The organism is Mucilaginibacter ginsenosidivorax, from assembly GCF_007971525.1.
In the GTDB taxonomy this organism is placed as follows: domain Bacteria; phylum Bacteroidota; class Bacteroidia; order Sphingobacteriales; family Sphingobacteriaceae; genus Mucilaginibacter; species Mucilaginibacter ginsenosidivorax.
The window spans coordinates 2,682,162-2,697,161 of sequence record NZ_CP042437.1 but is presented as its reverse complement, the minus strand read 5'-3'; the positions used below and the strand labels follow the sequence as shown (position 1 = coordinate 2,697,161).

At 45.1% G+C, this 15,000-nt stretch carries 11 protein-coding genes; 9 read left to right on the top strand and 2 right to left on the bottom strand.

What is annotated here, in order from left to right; translation table 11 throughout:
- From FSB76_RS11165 to FSB76_RS11135, 7 genes are all read left to right on the top strand, one after another.
- The gene (locus tag FSB76_RS11165; protein ID WP_147053651.1) at window positions 1–1,047 is read left to right on the top strand and encodes a vWA domain-containing protein; all 1,047 of its coding nucleotides are present in this window, start codon (window positions 1–3) and stop codon (window positions 1,045–1,047) included.
- On the top strand, window positions 1,044–1,826 hold the full coding sequence (locus tag FSB76_RS11160) for a tetratricopeptide repeat protein (RefSeq protein WP_147053650.1): 783 nt from the start codon (window positions 1,044–1,046) through the stop codon (window positions 1,824–1,826). Before FSB76_RS11165 ends, FSB76_RS11160 begins: the two co-directional genes overlap by 4 nt.
- Window positions 1,827–1,844: 18 nt before the next feature.
- Complete coding sequence (locus FSB76_RS11155) at window positions 1,845–3,677, top strand: BatD family protein (protein ID WP_147053649.1); 1,833 nt, start codon at window positions 1,845–1,847, stop codon at window positions 3,675–3,677.
- 1 nt (window position 3,678) lies between these two features.
- Entirely contained in the window at window positions 3,679–4,440 is a 762-nt protein-coding gene (locus tag FSB76_RS11150; protein WP_225976486.1) for a tetratricopeptide repeat protein, read from the top strand.
- Between the two features lie 228 nt (window positions 4,441–4,668).
- On the top strand, window positions 4,669–6,609 hold the full coding sequence (locus FSB76_RS11145) for a sialate O-acetylesterase (protein WP_147053648.1): 1,941 nt from the start codon (window positions 4,669–4,671) through the stop codon (window positions 6,607–6,609).
- Between the two features lie 21 nt (window positions 6,610–6,630).
- Window positions 6,631–8,160, top strand: a complete 1,530-nt coding sequence (locus FSB76_RS11140) for a glucuronyl esterase domain-containing protein (protein ID WP_147053647.1) — start codon at window positions 6,631–6,633, stop codon at window positions 8,158–8,160.
- A 23-nt stretch (window positions 8,161–8,183) separates the two neighbouring features.
- The gene (locus FSB76_RS11135; RefSeq protein WP_147053646.1) at window positions 8,184–8,981 is read left to right on the top strand and encodes a polysaccharide deacetylase family protein; all 798 of its coding nucleotides are present in this window, start codon (window positions 8,184–8,186) and stop codon (window positions 8,979–8,981) included.
- A gap of 98 nt (window positions 8,982–9,079) precedes the next feature.
- On the opposite strand, the gene FSB76_RS11130 is transcribed toward FSB76_RS11135, so the two are convergent.
- Both FSB76_RS11130 and FSB76_RS11125 read right to left on the bottom strand, forming a co-directional pair.
- The gene (locus FSB76_RS11130; protein WP_147053645.1) at window positions 9,080–9,826 is read right to left on the bottom strand and encodes an SDR family NAD(P)-dependent oxidoreductase; all 747 of its coding nucleotides are present in this window, start codon (window positions 9,824–9,826) and stop codon (window positions 9,080–9,082) included.
- A gap of 153 nt (window positions 9,827–9,979) precedes the next feature.
- On the bottom strand, window positions 9,980–11,011 hold the full coding sequence (locus tag FSB76_RS11125; protein WP_147053644.1) for a LacI family DNA-binding transcriptional regulator: 1,032 nt from the start codon (window positions 11,009–11,011) through the stop codon (window positions 9,980–9,982).
- A gap of 155 nt (window positions 11,012–11,166) precedes the next feature.
- On the opposite strand from FSB76_RS11125, the gene uxuA reads away from it, so the two are divergent.
- Together uxuA and FSB76_RS11115 are read left to right on the top strand one after the other, a co-directional pair.
- Window positions 11,167–12,363, top strand: coding sequence for a mannonate dehydratase (gene uxuA, locus FSB76_RS11120; protein WP_147053643.1), 1,197 nt, complete (start codon window positions 11,167–11,169; stop codon window positions 12,361–12,363).
- Between the two features lie 447 nt (window positions 12,364–12,810).
- The gene (locus FSB76_RS11115; protein WP_225976485.1) at window positions 12,811–14,994 is read left to right on the top strand and encodes an alpha-glucuronidase family glycosyl hydrolase; all 2,184 of its coding nucleotides are present in this window, start codon (window positions 12,811–12,813) and stop codon (window positions 14,992–14,994) included.
- The last annotated feature ends 6 nt before the right edge of the window (window positions 14,995–15,000 follow it).

The following is a 15,000-nucleotide window of genomic DNA, read 5'->3' as shown; positions in this document are numbered from 1 at the left end:
ATGCTACGTTTTGCACATATAGAATATTTATGGGGGCTGGTAATCATCCCGGTGTTTATCATCGCGTTTTTGGCGGTAAGTATCTGGAAAAAGAAAGCCATCTCGTCATTAGGAGATAAAAAGGTGGTGATGATGATGATGCCGCAGGTATCTTTATCAAGGCCATGGCTTAAGTTTATTTTCTTTTTGCTGGCCTATGCCATGCTCATCATCGGCATAGCCGACCCGCAAATTGGTTCAAGAACCGAAGAGGTAAAACGCAAAGGCGCCGATTTAATGATACTGCTTGACGTATCAAACAGTATGCTGGCCCAGGATTTGGCCCCAAGCCGCCTGGAAAATGCCAAACGCGCCATTGCTCAGTTGATTGACCGCATGCATGACGACCGTATAGGTATCATCGTATTTGCCGGCCAGGCCTATGTGCAGCTGCCTATTACAACCGACTATTCGGCAGCCAAGTTATTCCTGAGTACCATTAATACCGAGATGGTGCCAACCCAGGGTACTGCCATTGGCGCGGCTATTGACCTGGGCATGCAGTCGTTCGATTTTAAAAACGGCACCGGCAAGGCCATGATAGTTATTACCGATGGTGAAAACCATGAGGATAACGCCGTTGAAGCCGCGGCGGCAGCCAAATCAAAAGATGTATCAGTAAATGTGGTTGGTGTAGGATCGGAAAGCGGCGCGCCCATACCGGTTTATGACGAGCAGGGACACCAGACAGGTTTCCATATGGACCATGAAACCGGCCAGCAGGTGGTAAGTAAACTGAGCGAGGATATGTGTAAAGAGATTTCGGCCGCAGGCGGTGGCGTTTATGTACGCGCCAATAACTCCAACAGCGGCCTGGGTATTGTGATGGACCAGATTAACAAATTGCAGCGTAAAACGGTTGATAGCCGGTCGTTCAAGGATTTTGAAGATCGTTTCCAGTTCTTTTTGGCCATTGCGTTTGTGTTGCTGCTGGTTGAGTTCTTTATATCAAACCGTAAAAACATGCGTTTAAGCGGGATTAAATTATTTGAAGTAAAAAAGCCATGAAGCAATTAATTATAGTTGTATTATTAGTACTGCAGGCTTCATTCCTTTTTGCCCAGCAGGAAAAAAGGGATATCAGGAAAGGTAACCAGCTTTACCAGGCTAAAAATTATAAAGAGGCCGAGGATAACTATCGTAAGGCGCTGGCTAAATCCAACAACAAAACGGTTGAAGGAAATTTTAACCTGGGCGATGCCCTATATAAACAAAAAAAGTTTGAGGATGCACAGCAGCAGTTTACCAAAATAGCAGCAACATCAAAAGACAAGCAGGTATTGGCCAATGCTTACCATAACATAGGCAACTCCTTGTTGGAAAACAAAAAACTTGAAGAGAGTATTGCCGCCTATAAAAAATCGTTGCTTAATAATCCTGACGACGAGCAGACCCGCTACAACCTGTCATACGCCCAAAAAATGCTAAAGAAGCAGCAGGACGATAAAAAGAACCAGAACAAAAACGATAAGAACAAAGATAAAGACCAGAACAAGGATAAAAACAAGGACGACAAGAATAAGGATAAAGACAACAAGGATAAAGATAAAAAAGACCAGGACAAGAAAGATCAGGATAAAAAGGACAAAGACAATAAGGATAAGAACAAGCCTGATAATAAAGATCCGCAGGACCAGCAGCAACAACAGCCGCAGCCCAACAATGTATCAAAAGATGATGCCGAGCGTATGCTGGAAGCCCTGAAAAACGACGAGAAAGCAACGCAGGACAAACTGAAAAATAAAAAGTTAAAAGGCGCCAGAGCCAATATTTCAAAAGACTGGTAAGCCTTATATTTATAGCACATGAAGTTAAAGTACTACATATTGTTGCTCTTGCTGTTTTGTACAACCGTGCTTTTTGCGCAGGGTGTAAAATTCACCGCCTCTGTTAATAAAACCGAAGTGGGCACTACCGAGCAATTCGAGGTTACATTTACCATAAACAGCAATGGCGAAAGGTTTGTACCGCCAAACTTTAATGGCTTTTTGGTGGAATCGGGGCCAAATGTTTCCCAGAGTATGACCGTAATCAACGGTGCTTCATCATCAAGCATGGCTTACAGCTATGACCTTGTTGCCGTTAAAGAAGGCACCTACACTATAGGTGCGGCAACAATTGTAGTAAACGGTAAGCAGCTAAGCACCAGTCCAATTAAAATTAAAGTTGTAAAGGGCACATCAGCAGCGCAGGCCAATGCAGCCAGGCAACAGCAACAACAGCAGCAGGTGCAAGGCCAGGGCATTGTGGCCGGCCACTCAAAAGATATCAACCGGGATCTTTTTATAAGGGCCGATGTAAATAAAACCAGTGCCTACATAGGCGAGCAACTCACTTTAAGCTACCGCCTTTACACCAGGGTGGCGCTGGTTGGCAGCGAACTGGAAAAAATGTCGGACCAGAATGGTTTTTATAGCCAGGAAATTAAAAGCCTTAATAACCCTAATGCTGTTCAATGGCGTATTGAAACCATAAAGGGTATAAAGTACAACGTAACCGAAATAAAGCAAAACATTCTTTTTCCCGAGCGTGCGGGCAATATCACCATCGACCCGATGATCATGGATTTTATTGTGCGCGAAACCGTACAATCGGCCGATCCTTTTGATAACTTTTTTGGAGGAGGCAGCTATAATGATGTTAAGTATAAAATAAAAAGCAGCCCCGTGGTTATCCACGTAAAACCATTGCCCGAAAGTGGTAAGCCTGCCAGCTTTAGCGGCGCGGTTGGTCGCTTTTCGGTAACTACATCGGTGGATAAAACCGACCTGAAGGCCAATGAGCCGCTTAACTACAAAATTACCCTGAAGGGTAAAGGCAACCTGAAGCTGCTGAAGCCGATGGCACCTGAGTTTCCGCTTGATTTTGATAAGTACGACCCGAAGGTAACTGATACCATAACCGATAATGAAACCGGCGAGTCGGGTACCCGTGTGTACACTTACCTGTTGATACCACGCCATGGCGGCAAATTCAACATCGACCCTATCAAGTTTTCGTACTATGATTTATCGGCAGGCAAATATGTAAGTCAGCAAACCAAAGGCTTTACCATTAATGTGGCCAAGGGTGCAACCGAAAGTAACGTTACCTCTCTTGGTGCCGATAAACAGGATGTTAAGCTATTGAATAAAGATATCCGCTACATTAAAACGGATGGAAGCGATATCAGTAAAGATGAAGAAGGTTTTTATGGGTCGGGATTGTACTATTTCCTGCTGCTGCTGGGCCCGCTGCTGTTTGTTGGTGCGTTAGTTTACGGCAAAGTATATGAAATGAACAACAGCGATGTGGTGAAGGTAAAAAGCCGCAAGGCAGGTAAAATTGCCGCCAAACACCTGGCCAGCGCAAAAGCGCAGCTAACGGCAAATAATAAGCCGGTATTTTATGAAAATGTGTTTAAAGGGCTATACGGTTACTTAAGCGACAAGCTGAATATTGCCGCTGCCGACCTAAACCGCGAAAAAATAGCTACCGAACTAAAGGCCCGGGAATTGGACGAGCCAACTATAAACGAATTGCTGGAAACATTAGACCTTTGCGATATGGCCCGCTTTGCCCCGGTTTCGGGCATATCGGAACAGGAGGTTTTTGATAAGGCAAAAAATATGATCAATAACATTGAAGATAAAATATAACATGCTAAAGCGCCTGATATACCTGTTGCTGTTGATTGTAGCGCCATTGCTTGCTTTTAGCAATGATGCAGGCCCGGCCCTGTTTAAAAAAGGCAATAGCCTGTACCAAAAGGCCAATTATAAAGAAGCCGCGGCAACCTATCAAAAAATGGTTGATGATGGCTATCAATCGGCCAGCCTTTACTTTAATTTGGGTAATGCCTATTACAAAAATGGCGATATAGCGCCGGCCCTGTTATACTATGAAAAAGCACACCGGCTATCGCCGGGCGATGAAGACATCCGTATAAACATTCAGTTTGCCAATTCAAAAACTACCGATAAAATTGAAGGAGCTCCCGAATTTTTTATCACCAAATGGTGGACTGGCTTTATACTTGCTTTACCGGCCAATACGCTTGCAGTTTTCAGTGTGCTGCTTTTTATAGGAGCTTCATGCTTACTTATCCTTTACAGGTTTTCGGGCTCTGTGATCGTGAAAAAGATATCGTTTTACTCGGCTATCTTGATGTTGTTGCTGGGTATCGGCACTATTTTTATTTCGGGCAGGCAGGCGGCCTACTTTGATGCCCATCATGATGGTATTATCTTTAATTCGTCGGTAAACGTTAAAAACGCACCATCCAACACCGCAAAAAATGGCTTTGTACTGCACGAGGGTACCAAGGTTAATATTCTTGATAAAAACGCCAGCTGGGTAAAAATTAAACTGGCCAATGGCAACGAAGGCTGGGTTGGTGCTGCTGATGTAAGGGAGATATAAACCTTCCGGTAAAGTCATATTCATATTAATCACCGGTTTCTACAAACAGGTAGCCGCATCAAGTGCCGTTAAGGCCAATGCCTGCCGCTATTGCCAGCCTACCTACAAATCATCATGTATTAATATGTATGTTGTTTTTGAAAAAGATTTGTGCAATCGATTGCACAAATCTTTTTTTATTTGTTACTTCGTAATAGTAAACCTCCAGACAAAAAGTTCCAGCAAATTATGAAATCAGTGAAGCTATTGCTTATCGCGCTGTGCACCAGTTTTATAATGCCTACTTATGCTTTGGTGCGGCTGCCGCAGCTGGTTGCAAACGGCATGGTGCTGCAGCGCAATACCCATGTGAATATCTGGGGATGGGCGGATGCGGGCGAAAAAATCAGCATTCAGTTTCAGCACAAGGCTTTCCGTACGGTAACTGATAAAAATGGTTCATGGAAAATGGTTTTACCGGCAATGCCTGCGGGCGGGCCTTATACAATGGATATACAAGGCAGCAATCGCATCACCATCAGCGATATTTTAGTTGGCGATGTTTGGTTTTGTTCGGGCCAATCGAATATGGCTTTACAAATGGAGCGGGTAAAGGAAAAATACCCCGATGAGATAGCTACTGCCAGTTACCCGCAAATCAGGAACTTTTTTGTAAAAACCGAGGCCGATGTAGCCAAACAGCATACCGATCTACAACCGGGTAAATGGGTGAAGGCAAGTCCCGAAACGGTGTTGGGTTTTGGCGCCACATCGTGGTTTTTTGCCAAACGGCTTTATCAAAAATACCATGTGCCAATAGGTATCATTAACGCAAGTGTAGGGGGAACTCCCATAGAAGCCTGGATTAGTGAACAAGGACTCATGAATATCAAACCCTATTATGAAAGGGTAAAGCAATTTGGCGATGCCGCTTTTATAGATAGCGTTTTAAAAAAGCATTTGCCGCCTAATAACCCGCTGAATACATCCCCCTTAGGAATTGATAAGGGCTTAACAGGAATTAAACCATGGTACGATACCGCCTATGTGCCGCATAACTGGCACCATTACTGGCTCCCCGGTTACTGGGCCGACCAGGGCGTTAAAGGCCTTAATGGCGTGGTTTGGTTTCGGAAAGAAGTTAACCTTCCTGCATCTTTTGAAGGCAAAGCAGCTAAATTGTTTTTAGGGAGGATAATTGATGCCGATCAGACTTATGTTAACGGCAGGCTTGTAGGCAGCATTACCTACCAGTATCCGCCACGGCGTTATAATGTGCCGGCGGGTTTGTTGAAGCCGGGTAAAAATGTAATAATTGTGCGGGTGGTAAATACCGCGGACAAAGGCGGTTTTGTGCCCGATAAAAGATATTACCTGAGCGTAGCAAGTGACACGATCGACCTGCGCGGCGATTGGCAGTATAAAGTAGGGCAGGTGTTTGAGCCGGTTAAGCCCGTTGCCGAATTTATTGCCCAAAGTGAACCAACCGGCCTTTATAATACCATGGTTGCGCCGGTTATTAAATACACAATTAAAGGCATGGCCTGGTACCAGGGCGAAAGTAGCGTCAATAGCGCAAAAGCATATGGCATTTTATTAAAAGCCCTTATTGCCGACTGGCGCGATAAATGGCAACAGGGAAACCTTCCGTTTGTATATGCCCAGCTCCCTAATTTCAACGAGGCGCAATATGCACCAGCAGAAAGTGACTGGGCCGAATTACGGGAGGGGCAACTGAAGGCGCTTACGTTACCGGGTACAGGTATGGCAGTAACCATTGATGCCGGCGAGTGGAACGATATTCATCCGCTTAATAAAAAAACGGTAGGTGAGCGCCTGGCCATAGCCGCCGAAAATGTTGCTTATGGCGATAGTAATATAACCCCCTGCGGTCCGGTTTATCAATCGGCACGGGTAGATGGGAATAAAATTGAACTGACATTTAAGTATACAGGCACCGGGCTTGTTGCTAAAAATGGGGATGAACTATCGCAATTTGCTATAGCCGGTGCCGATAAAAAGTTTGTTTGGGCCAGTGCCGTTATTAAGGGCGATAAAGTGCTGGTATGGAGCGATAAGATATCAACGCCATTATATGTAAGGTATGCCTGGGCCGATAACCCCGACGGGGCCAACCTGTATAACAAAGAAGGTTTGCCTGCATCGCCTTTCCGTACTGATAAACCATAATTCGCTATAAAAACCGTAAAAATGAAAACTGTCATTTTCTTTTTTTTATTTGCATTACCCGTAATGGTTAGTGCGCAAAGCCCGGCCCCGGTAAATTTTACGGCCGAGCAGGATCATCAGAATATGATGAAACAGTTGGGTATTAAAACATTGCGTAACGGCCCAAGCGGCGACGAAAATGCCCCCAACCACGCTAACTACAATGAGGCTTTAGCTAACCCTTTCCCTGATTTGCCGGATGCCCTTACCCTAAAAAATGGTAAAAAAGTAGCCAATGCCGACATGTGGTGGAAGCTACGCCGCCCCGAAATTGCAGAGGATATGGAACGTGAAGTATACGGCAGGATCCCGGCAAATGTGCCCAAAGTAACCTGGACGGTAAAGGTAACCGATAAAGAACGCGTAGGTTTTTATCCCGTAACAGCCAAACAACTGATAGGTCATGTTGATAATACCGCTTGCCTGTCAATCAATGTAAATATTGAAATGACGCTGGTGCTGCCAGCTAATGCTAAGGGCCCGGTTCCGGTATTGATGATGTTTGCCCGCAGTGCGCTTCCGGCGCCGGCGCAACCATCGCCGGCCGACCTGGAAAAGATAAACAGTGCTTTGAAAGAGTTACTTGTAAAAGAACACCCTGAACTGAAAGCCATTTTTGAGCAATATCCCGCTTATAACCCGGTAGCAGAGCAATCGCCGTTTGGGCCGGGTGGCTTCCCGGTAATAAAAGGCGATCCGCCTACGGCCATGCAGCTGATAGCTAATGGCTGGGGCTATGTGCTGATTGATCCTTCATCGATACAGGCAGATAATGCCGAAGGGCTTACCAAAGGTATTATTGGCCTGGTAAATAAAGGGCAGCCCCGTAAACCCGATGATTGGGGTGCCTTACGCGCCTGGTCATGGGGCGCCGCAAGGGCTTTGGATTACCTGGAGACGGAACCCACCGTTGATGCCAAACACGTGGGCATTGAAGGGGTATCGCGCTATGGCAAAGCCGCTTTGGTGACGCTTGCTTTTGAGCAGCGCTTTGCCATGGGCCTCATCGGTTCGTCTGGCGAGGGTGGCGCCAAATTACACCGCCGCAATTTTGGCGAAGCGGTTGAAAGTTTAACCGGTGGCGAGTATTATTGGATGGCAGGCAACTTTATGAAATACGGGGCCAGCGAGGCCACTTTTGGAGCTAAAACAGCAAAAGACTTGCCCGTAGATGCGCATGAACTGATAGCGCTTTGCGCGCCGAGGCTTACATTTATCAGCTATGGCATTCCCGAACAGGGCGACGCCAAATGGCTGGATCAGCAGGGGAGTTATATGGCTACCGTTGCTGCCGGGGCGGTTTTTAAATTACTGGGCGTAAAAGACATAGGTGTATCAAACGATTACAAAACAGAAAAAATGCCGCCGGTAAACACCGGTATGCTGGATGGCGTATTGGCCTGGCGGCAGCACGATGGTGGCCATACCGATGCCCCCAACGTAAAATACTTTATTGCCTGGGCCAAAAAAATGATGGAGCAGGAGAAAGCCGGCAATCCCATAGCTAAATAATAAAATCAAAAACGGTATATTAAATGAAACCAGTCAAATACGCCATCCTATTTTTTTTACTACTGCTTGCGCTAACCTCAAGGTCGCAGGACAAGCCCTTGTGGAATAATAAACAGTGTGCAGTTGTATTAACCTATGATGACGCAATTGATGTTGACCTTGATAACGTGCTGCCCGCGCTCGATTCGCTTAAATTGAAAGGCACTTTTTATCTTATCGGCTCGTCGCCGGTTGTGGTAAACCGGATGGCAGAATGGCGAAAAGCGGCATCGCAGGGCCACGAGTTGGGCAATCATTCCCTGTATCATCCCTGCGATGGCAGTTTGCCGGGCCGCGGTTTTGTAACCGCCGAAACTGACCTGGGTAAATACTCGCTTGAACGTGCCGTTAAAGAAATAAAAGCAACCAATACCCTGCTTAAAGCGATTGACGGCAAAACGGCGCGTACTTTTGCATTCCCTTGTGGTGATCTTAAAATAGGCGATAAGTATTTTTACGATTACCTTAAAAACGATTTTGCAGGCGCACGTGGCGTTGCCCCAGGACTACAGACATTAAAACAGGTAAACCTGGATAACATTGATAGTTTTATGATTAACGGGCAATCTGCCGATTATTTAATTAACCTGGTTAAACAGGCCATGCAGTCTCGCACGTTGCTGGTGTTTTTATTTCATGGCGTTGGGGGCGGGCATAATCTTAATGTTAGCCTGGAAGCGCACAGTAAGTTACTACACTACCTTAAACAACACCAAAAGGAAATTTGGGTTGCGCCAATGGTTGATGTTGCCGCTTACATCAAAGCCGATCAGCAAAAATGATAAGCCTGCTGCCAATCGGGCAGGTTTATGAATTTGGGTGCAGATGTGGCTCATATGTCTAATTTGAATAGGGGCGAAATCAGGAATGTTAAAACTATTTAAAATCCAATCGAATTTCCGCCATCCACCTGCAATATTACGCCGGTTACATATTTGGCGCTATCTGTGGCTAAATAATAAATAGCCTCGGCAATGTCGGCAGGTTCGCCCAGTTTGCCCATGGGGGTGCGACCTAAAACTTTTTGTTTCCTGGCGGGATCATTATCCAATGCCTTTGCCGACATATCTGTAGCGATAAAGCCTGGAGCCACGCAATTAACCCGGATGCCCTGCGGCGAAAGCTCGGTAGCCATGGCGCGGGTCATGCCTTCAATAGCGGTTTTTGATGCAGTATAAGCTATTACATAAGGGATGCCGTACTGTGCCGCCATTGAACTTACGTTAACAATACTGCCGCTGCCCTCAGCCAGCATAGTTTTTACAACTTCGCGGCTCAGTGCAAATACGGCCACCAGGTTTGTTTGTATAATTTGCTGAAAATCGTCGTCGGTAACCTCGATGAACGGCTTTTTATGGTTGATGCCGGCGTTATTCACCAGGATATCGGGTGCGCCAAACTCCTGAACAATTGATGCTACTAAAGCCGGTATCCCGGCGGTCTGGCTTAAATCGTAGGGTTTATAACTGCAAAGTTCGCCAAGGTCATGGGCTACCGCAGCTAGTTTCTGCTCATCACGGCCAATAATAATTGTCCTGATACCTTGTTCAATAAATTTTTTTGCCGTGGCTAAACCCAGGCCCGACGCGCCTCCTGTAACTATAGCCAGTTTAGTTTTTGATTCCATTATGATATATTACCGTTAAAAGAGCCAAGAAGTTAGAGTCAGGAATTAAGACTTTGAAGCGATGATCAAAGACAAGAAATAATTTGCTATCCATAGTGCGAGGCCGTCTTGATTCTTGACTCTAACCTCTTGATTCTATTTTTAATTGCCTGTTTACTTTTCCCTTGCCGATGATTCCCTTATAATCAATTCCGATCTTAATATCAGGCTGTGGGTTTGTTGCAGGTCGTTTTTGTTTACCAAATGATTGATGAGCAAATTGGCGGCAACTTCGCCCATTTCAAATCCCTTGTAGTTAATGGTGGTTAAATTGGGTTCAATTACGCACGATACCGGGTCGTTGTTGAAACCCGCAACGGCAATATCCCCGGGAATTTTTATCCCTGCTTTTTTGAGGACTTGTATACAGCTTACTGCACTTGCGTCGTTAGCGCAGAATAAACCATCGGGCAGCGGGTTCATTTTTAGTATTTCCTGGGCAGTTATAGCCGATGCGTTGGCGCTAAGATCATTAATAAACAACAAACTTTCGTCGAATTGAATACCGTGTTTTTCCAGCGCGGCCTTATATCCCCGTAGCCTTTCCGAATAAACATTTCTTAAAACGTTGGCCGTAATATGCACTATCCGTGTGCAACCCTGCTCAATAAGGTGCCCGGTAATTTCATAAGCTGCTTTAAAATTATCAATATAAATTTGAGGATAATGGTCATGCTCAACCACCCGGTCGAAGAAGATTACCGGGATCCTGCGTTTTATAAACGGTTCAAAATGTTCAACATTGATAGTATCATAGGCCAACGAAACCAGCAGGCCATCAACCCGGTTATTTAGCATTGCCTTCGCGTTATTAATTTCTTTTTTCATCGTTTCCAATGATTGGCTGATGATGAGGTTATAATCATTATCGTTCACTACCTTCTCTATACCCGCTATCACATCAGATGTAAAACTGCTATTGAGCCTTGGTACAATTACGCCAATGATGTTGCTGTTTTTGCGACGTAAGTTGCTGGCAAAGGAGTTGGAACGGTAGCCCATTTCTTCGGCGGCTTTAACAATCATCTTTTTGGTGTTTTTGTTTACCCGTAGATGATTCTGAAGCGCGCGGCTTACTGTAGCTGCCGAAACATTAAGCTTTTTGGCTATATCGTAAATGGTAATCTCTTTTTCGCTGCCGGGCATGGGTTTAATTAAGCGCTTAAAACTAACTGTGCAACCGTACCATAAATGGCCAACGGATTATTTAATGGATAAATGTAAAAATTAAATGCTTGTTTAGCTAATTTTTGGCAATCGATTGCATAAATTTAGGCCTTATTATACCAATATCAGATACTATGATACCAGATTTACTACAAACCTTTAGATGGTTTGGCCCCGATGACGCTGTTACTTTAAGCGCGATAAAACAAACGGGTGCTAAAGGTATAGTAACGGCACTACACCAGGTGCCCTGCGGTGATGTTTGGAGTGTTCAGGAGGTTAGGAAAAGGCGGGAAATGGTCAACAAAGAAGGCTTTAGCTGGGCTGTTGTTGAAAGTGTGAATATCCATGAAAGTATCAAAACCGGAAGCCCCGGCCGCGACCGGTATATTGAAAACTACAAGCAAACCCTTACCAATTTGGCAGCTGAAGGAATGCTAACCGTATGCTACAACTTTATGCCCGTACTCGATTGGACGCGTACCCATCTTGATTACCGCTTAGCCAATGGGGCATCGGCATTACTGTATAACGCTACGGCTTTGGCGGCATTTGATCTGTATATTTTGGAACGCGAGGGAGCATTTAATGATTTTAACCCCGAACAGCAACAGGCAGCGAAGCTTTACCTTGATAGCCTTACGGGTAGCAATAAGCTGCTGCTAACTAATACGATATTAGCTGGCCTGCCTGGTACCGATGAAGTTTTTAGCATCAACGAATTTAAACAACACCTACGCAAGTATAGTGAGATAGATGCCCCGACTTTAAAAGAAAACTTGTTCTGCTTTTTAAGGGCCGTTATTCCGCATGCAGAAAATTTAGGCATCAAAATGTGCATTCATCCGGACGATCCGCCATTCCCGATATTAGGGCTACCCCGTATTGCATCCACGTTGGCTGATTTGACGGATATCGTAAATTGTTGTCCGTCAATAGCAAATGGCATTACGCTTTGTACCGGCTCATTGGGCGCTTCCGGTAAAAATGATATACCACGTATTATAAGGGAATTGGGTAGTAAAATCCATTTCCTGCACCTGCGCAGCGTGCAGAGGCTGCCCGATGGCAGTTTTTACGAAGCCGAACATTTGGCAGGCAGTGTAGATATGTATGCAGTGATGAAGGCTATCATTAGCGAACAAATAGCCCGTAAAAATGCAGGCAGATTAGATGCTGCTATCCCTATGCGGCCAGATCATGGCCATAAGTTATTGGACGATTTCAATTACAGCACTTATCCCGGTTATTCAGTAATCGGCAGGCTTAAAGGCCTTGCCGAATTGCGCGGTTTAGAGATGGGGGTAAAGGGAGGTGTAGTGAGTGGTTGATTGGGTTGATTAAGTGAGCGGTTGAGCAGTGCCTAATTCGTAAAACGCGGGCAGGTGGTAAGATGGAGGGGCCACCTCCTGCGTGCAATGCCCGGTAAAAACAAGGTGATGTTCTTTTGCCCGTTAACCATAGGGCCCATATCCCGGGCGGGTTTAGTTGGGCCGCTTTTTATTTATGGCGACGCATGTTAGTAAGCGTTTTACCAGCCCATTGATGAATAGGTATAAATACCCGAATGATTTTAATAATAATTGAATAATTGGTTTTGAATTGCTAAATATAATTAAAGGTTTATATATTTGCAATCGATTGCATTAAGCTTAAATCATTGTAAACCATTGTGGATAGGGCATGTATAACACGTGTGCTTTCATAAACTTTAATACATCATTTTATTGTGTTTATAACCGGGTAAAAAACTTTACCAATGCTGAAATATTAACGCCATGGCCAAATATTTTGTAAAAAAGAACATGTGTTTATTGATCATGCTTTTATTGGGTATGGTAAATAACGCATGTGCCGATGAGGGCTATAAACTTTGGCTTGAGTATAACAAAATAGCCGACCGGCCGGCTGCAGCGGTTTATAAACAGCAATTGAAGTATATGATTTTTCCGGCGGAATCTGATCAGCTAAAGGCAGCCAAAGCTGAACTGATAAAAGGGTTGGAGGGTATGTTATCGATGCATCCTGCCGATACTAAAAGCATAACAGGCGGGCAAACAATCATCATTGGTACAACGCAATCCTTAAAAGGACTGGCTGTTATCGTTCCGGACAGCATAGGCAACCAGGGATATCTTATAAAAACAGCGCTGATTAATCAAAAAAAATGTATCCTGATTACAGCCAAAACCGATGTGGGTGTGCTGTATGGTGTTTTTAATTTTTTAAAGCTGCTGCAAACCCGGCAGCCTATCAACAAACTTAATATAGCAGATCGCCCGCGTATAATGTACCGGGTACTTGATCATTGGGATAACCTGAACCGTACTGTAGAGCGTGGCTATGCAGGTTCATCTATCTGGAACTGGCATAGGCTGCCTGGTATTATAGACCAGCGGTATATTGATTATGCGCGTGCCAATGCCTCTGTAGGCATCAACGGCTCGGTTATCAACAATGTAAATGCCGACGCGCTAATACTCTCGCCTCAATATTTAACTAAAATTCAGGCGCTGGCCAATGTTTTCAGGGTATATGGCATTAAACTTTATCTATCGGTAAAATTCAGCAGCCCGGTAGAGTTAGGTCATCTGAAAACAGCCGATCCGCTAAATGACGATGTGAGAAAATGGTGGGCAGATAAGATCGACGAAATCTACCGTTACATTCCCGATTTTGGTGGTTTTTTAGTGAAGGCAAATTCCGAAGGTCAGCCTGGGCCCCAAACCTATGGCCGCACCCATGCCGATGGCGCCAACATGCTGGCCGATGCGCTGGCCCCGCACCATGGCATTGTGATGTGGAGGGCTTTTGTATACGATAATAATGTGCCCGACGACCGGTCGAAACAGGCATATAATGAATTTAAGCCCTTTGATGGGAAATTTAAAGATAATGTAATCATCCAGGTAAAAAACGGGCCGATTGATTTCCAGCCGAGGGAACCTTTCCATCCGCTGTTTGGCGCTATGCCCAATACCGCATTGATGATGGAATTCCAGCTAACGCAGGAGTACCTTGGCTTTTCGACACATTTGGTTTACGAAGCGCCGTTATTTGCCGAAACCCTGCAATCAGACACGTATACGGCTGGTAAGGGCTCAACCGTATCGCGTATCCTCCAGGGTAGTTTCAATAAAAAACTAATAACAGGTATGGCCGGCGTGGCCAATATTGGCACAGATTTAAACTGGTGCGGGCATCCCTTTGCCCAGGCCAACTGGTACGCCTTTGGGCGGATGGCCTGGAACCCCGATCAATCATCATCAGCTATTGCAGGCGATTGGCTAAAAATGACTTTTACCAATGATGCTGGCTTTGTATCATCCATAAAAAAAGTCATGCTGCAATCAAGGGAGAATACGGTTAATTATATGACACCATTGGGGCTGCATCATATCATGGGTGTATCTACCCATTATGGCCCCGGCCCATGGGTTGATAACGCAGGCCGGCCCGATTGGAATGCTACTTATTACCACAAGGCCGATTCGGCCGGCATTGGGTTTAACCGTACCGGCACAGGCAGCAATGCGCTATCACAATATGCACAGCCGGTACAATTGCATTGGGAAAACCTGCAAACCTGCCCCGATGAATACCTTTTATGGTTCCACCATTTAAGCTGGACCTATAAAATGCGTTCGGGCAGGTCATTATGGGACGAGTTGGTTTACCACTATTATATGGGTGCCGATTCAGTTAAGCAAATGGGTTTAATATGGGATAAAATGCAGGGCAAAATAGATGTGGAACGTTTTAACCAGGTACAGCAGCTGATGAAAGTTCAGCTAACGGAAGCCACTACCTGGCGCGATGCCTGCGTTTTATATTTTCAAGCCTTTTCAAAAATGCCTGTCGGGGCCGGATATCCTAAGCCGGAGCATCCGCTATCGTACTATAAAGAGATGAAGTTTTACTACGTGCCGGGTATCGGGGGCAACAATTACATGACCAATTAATCATCA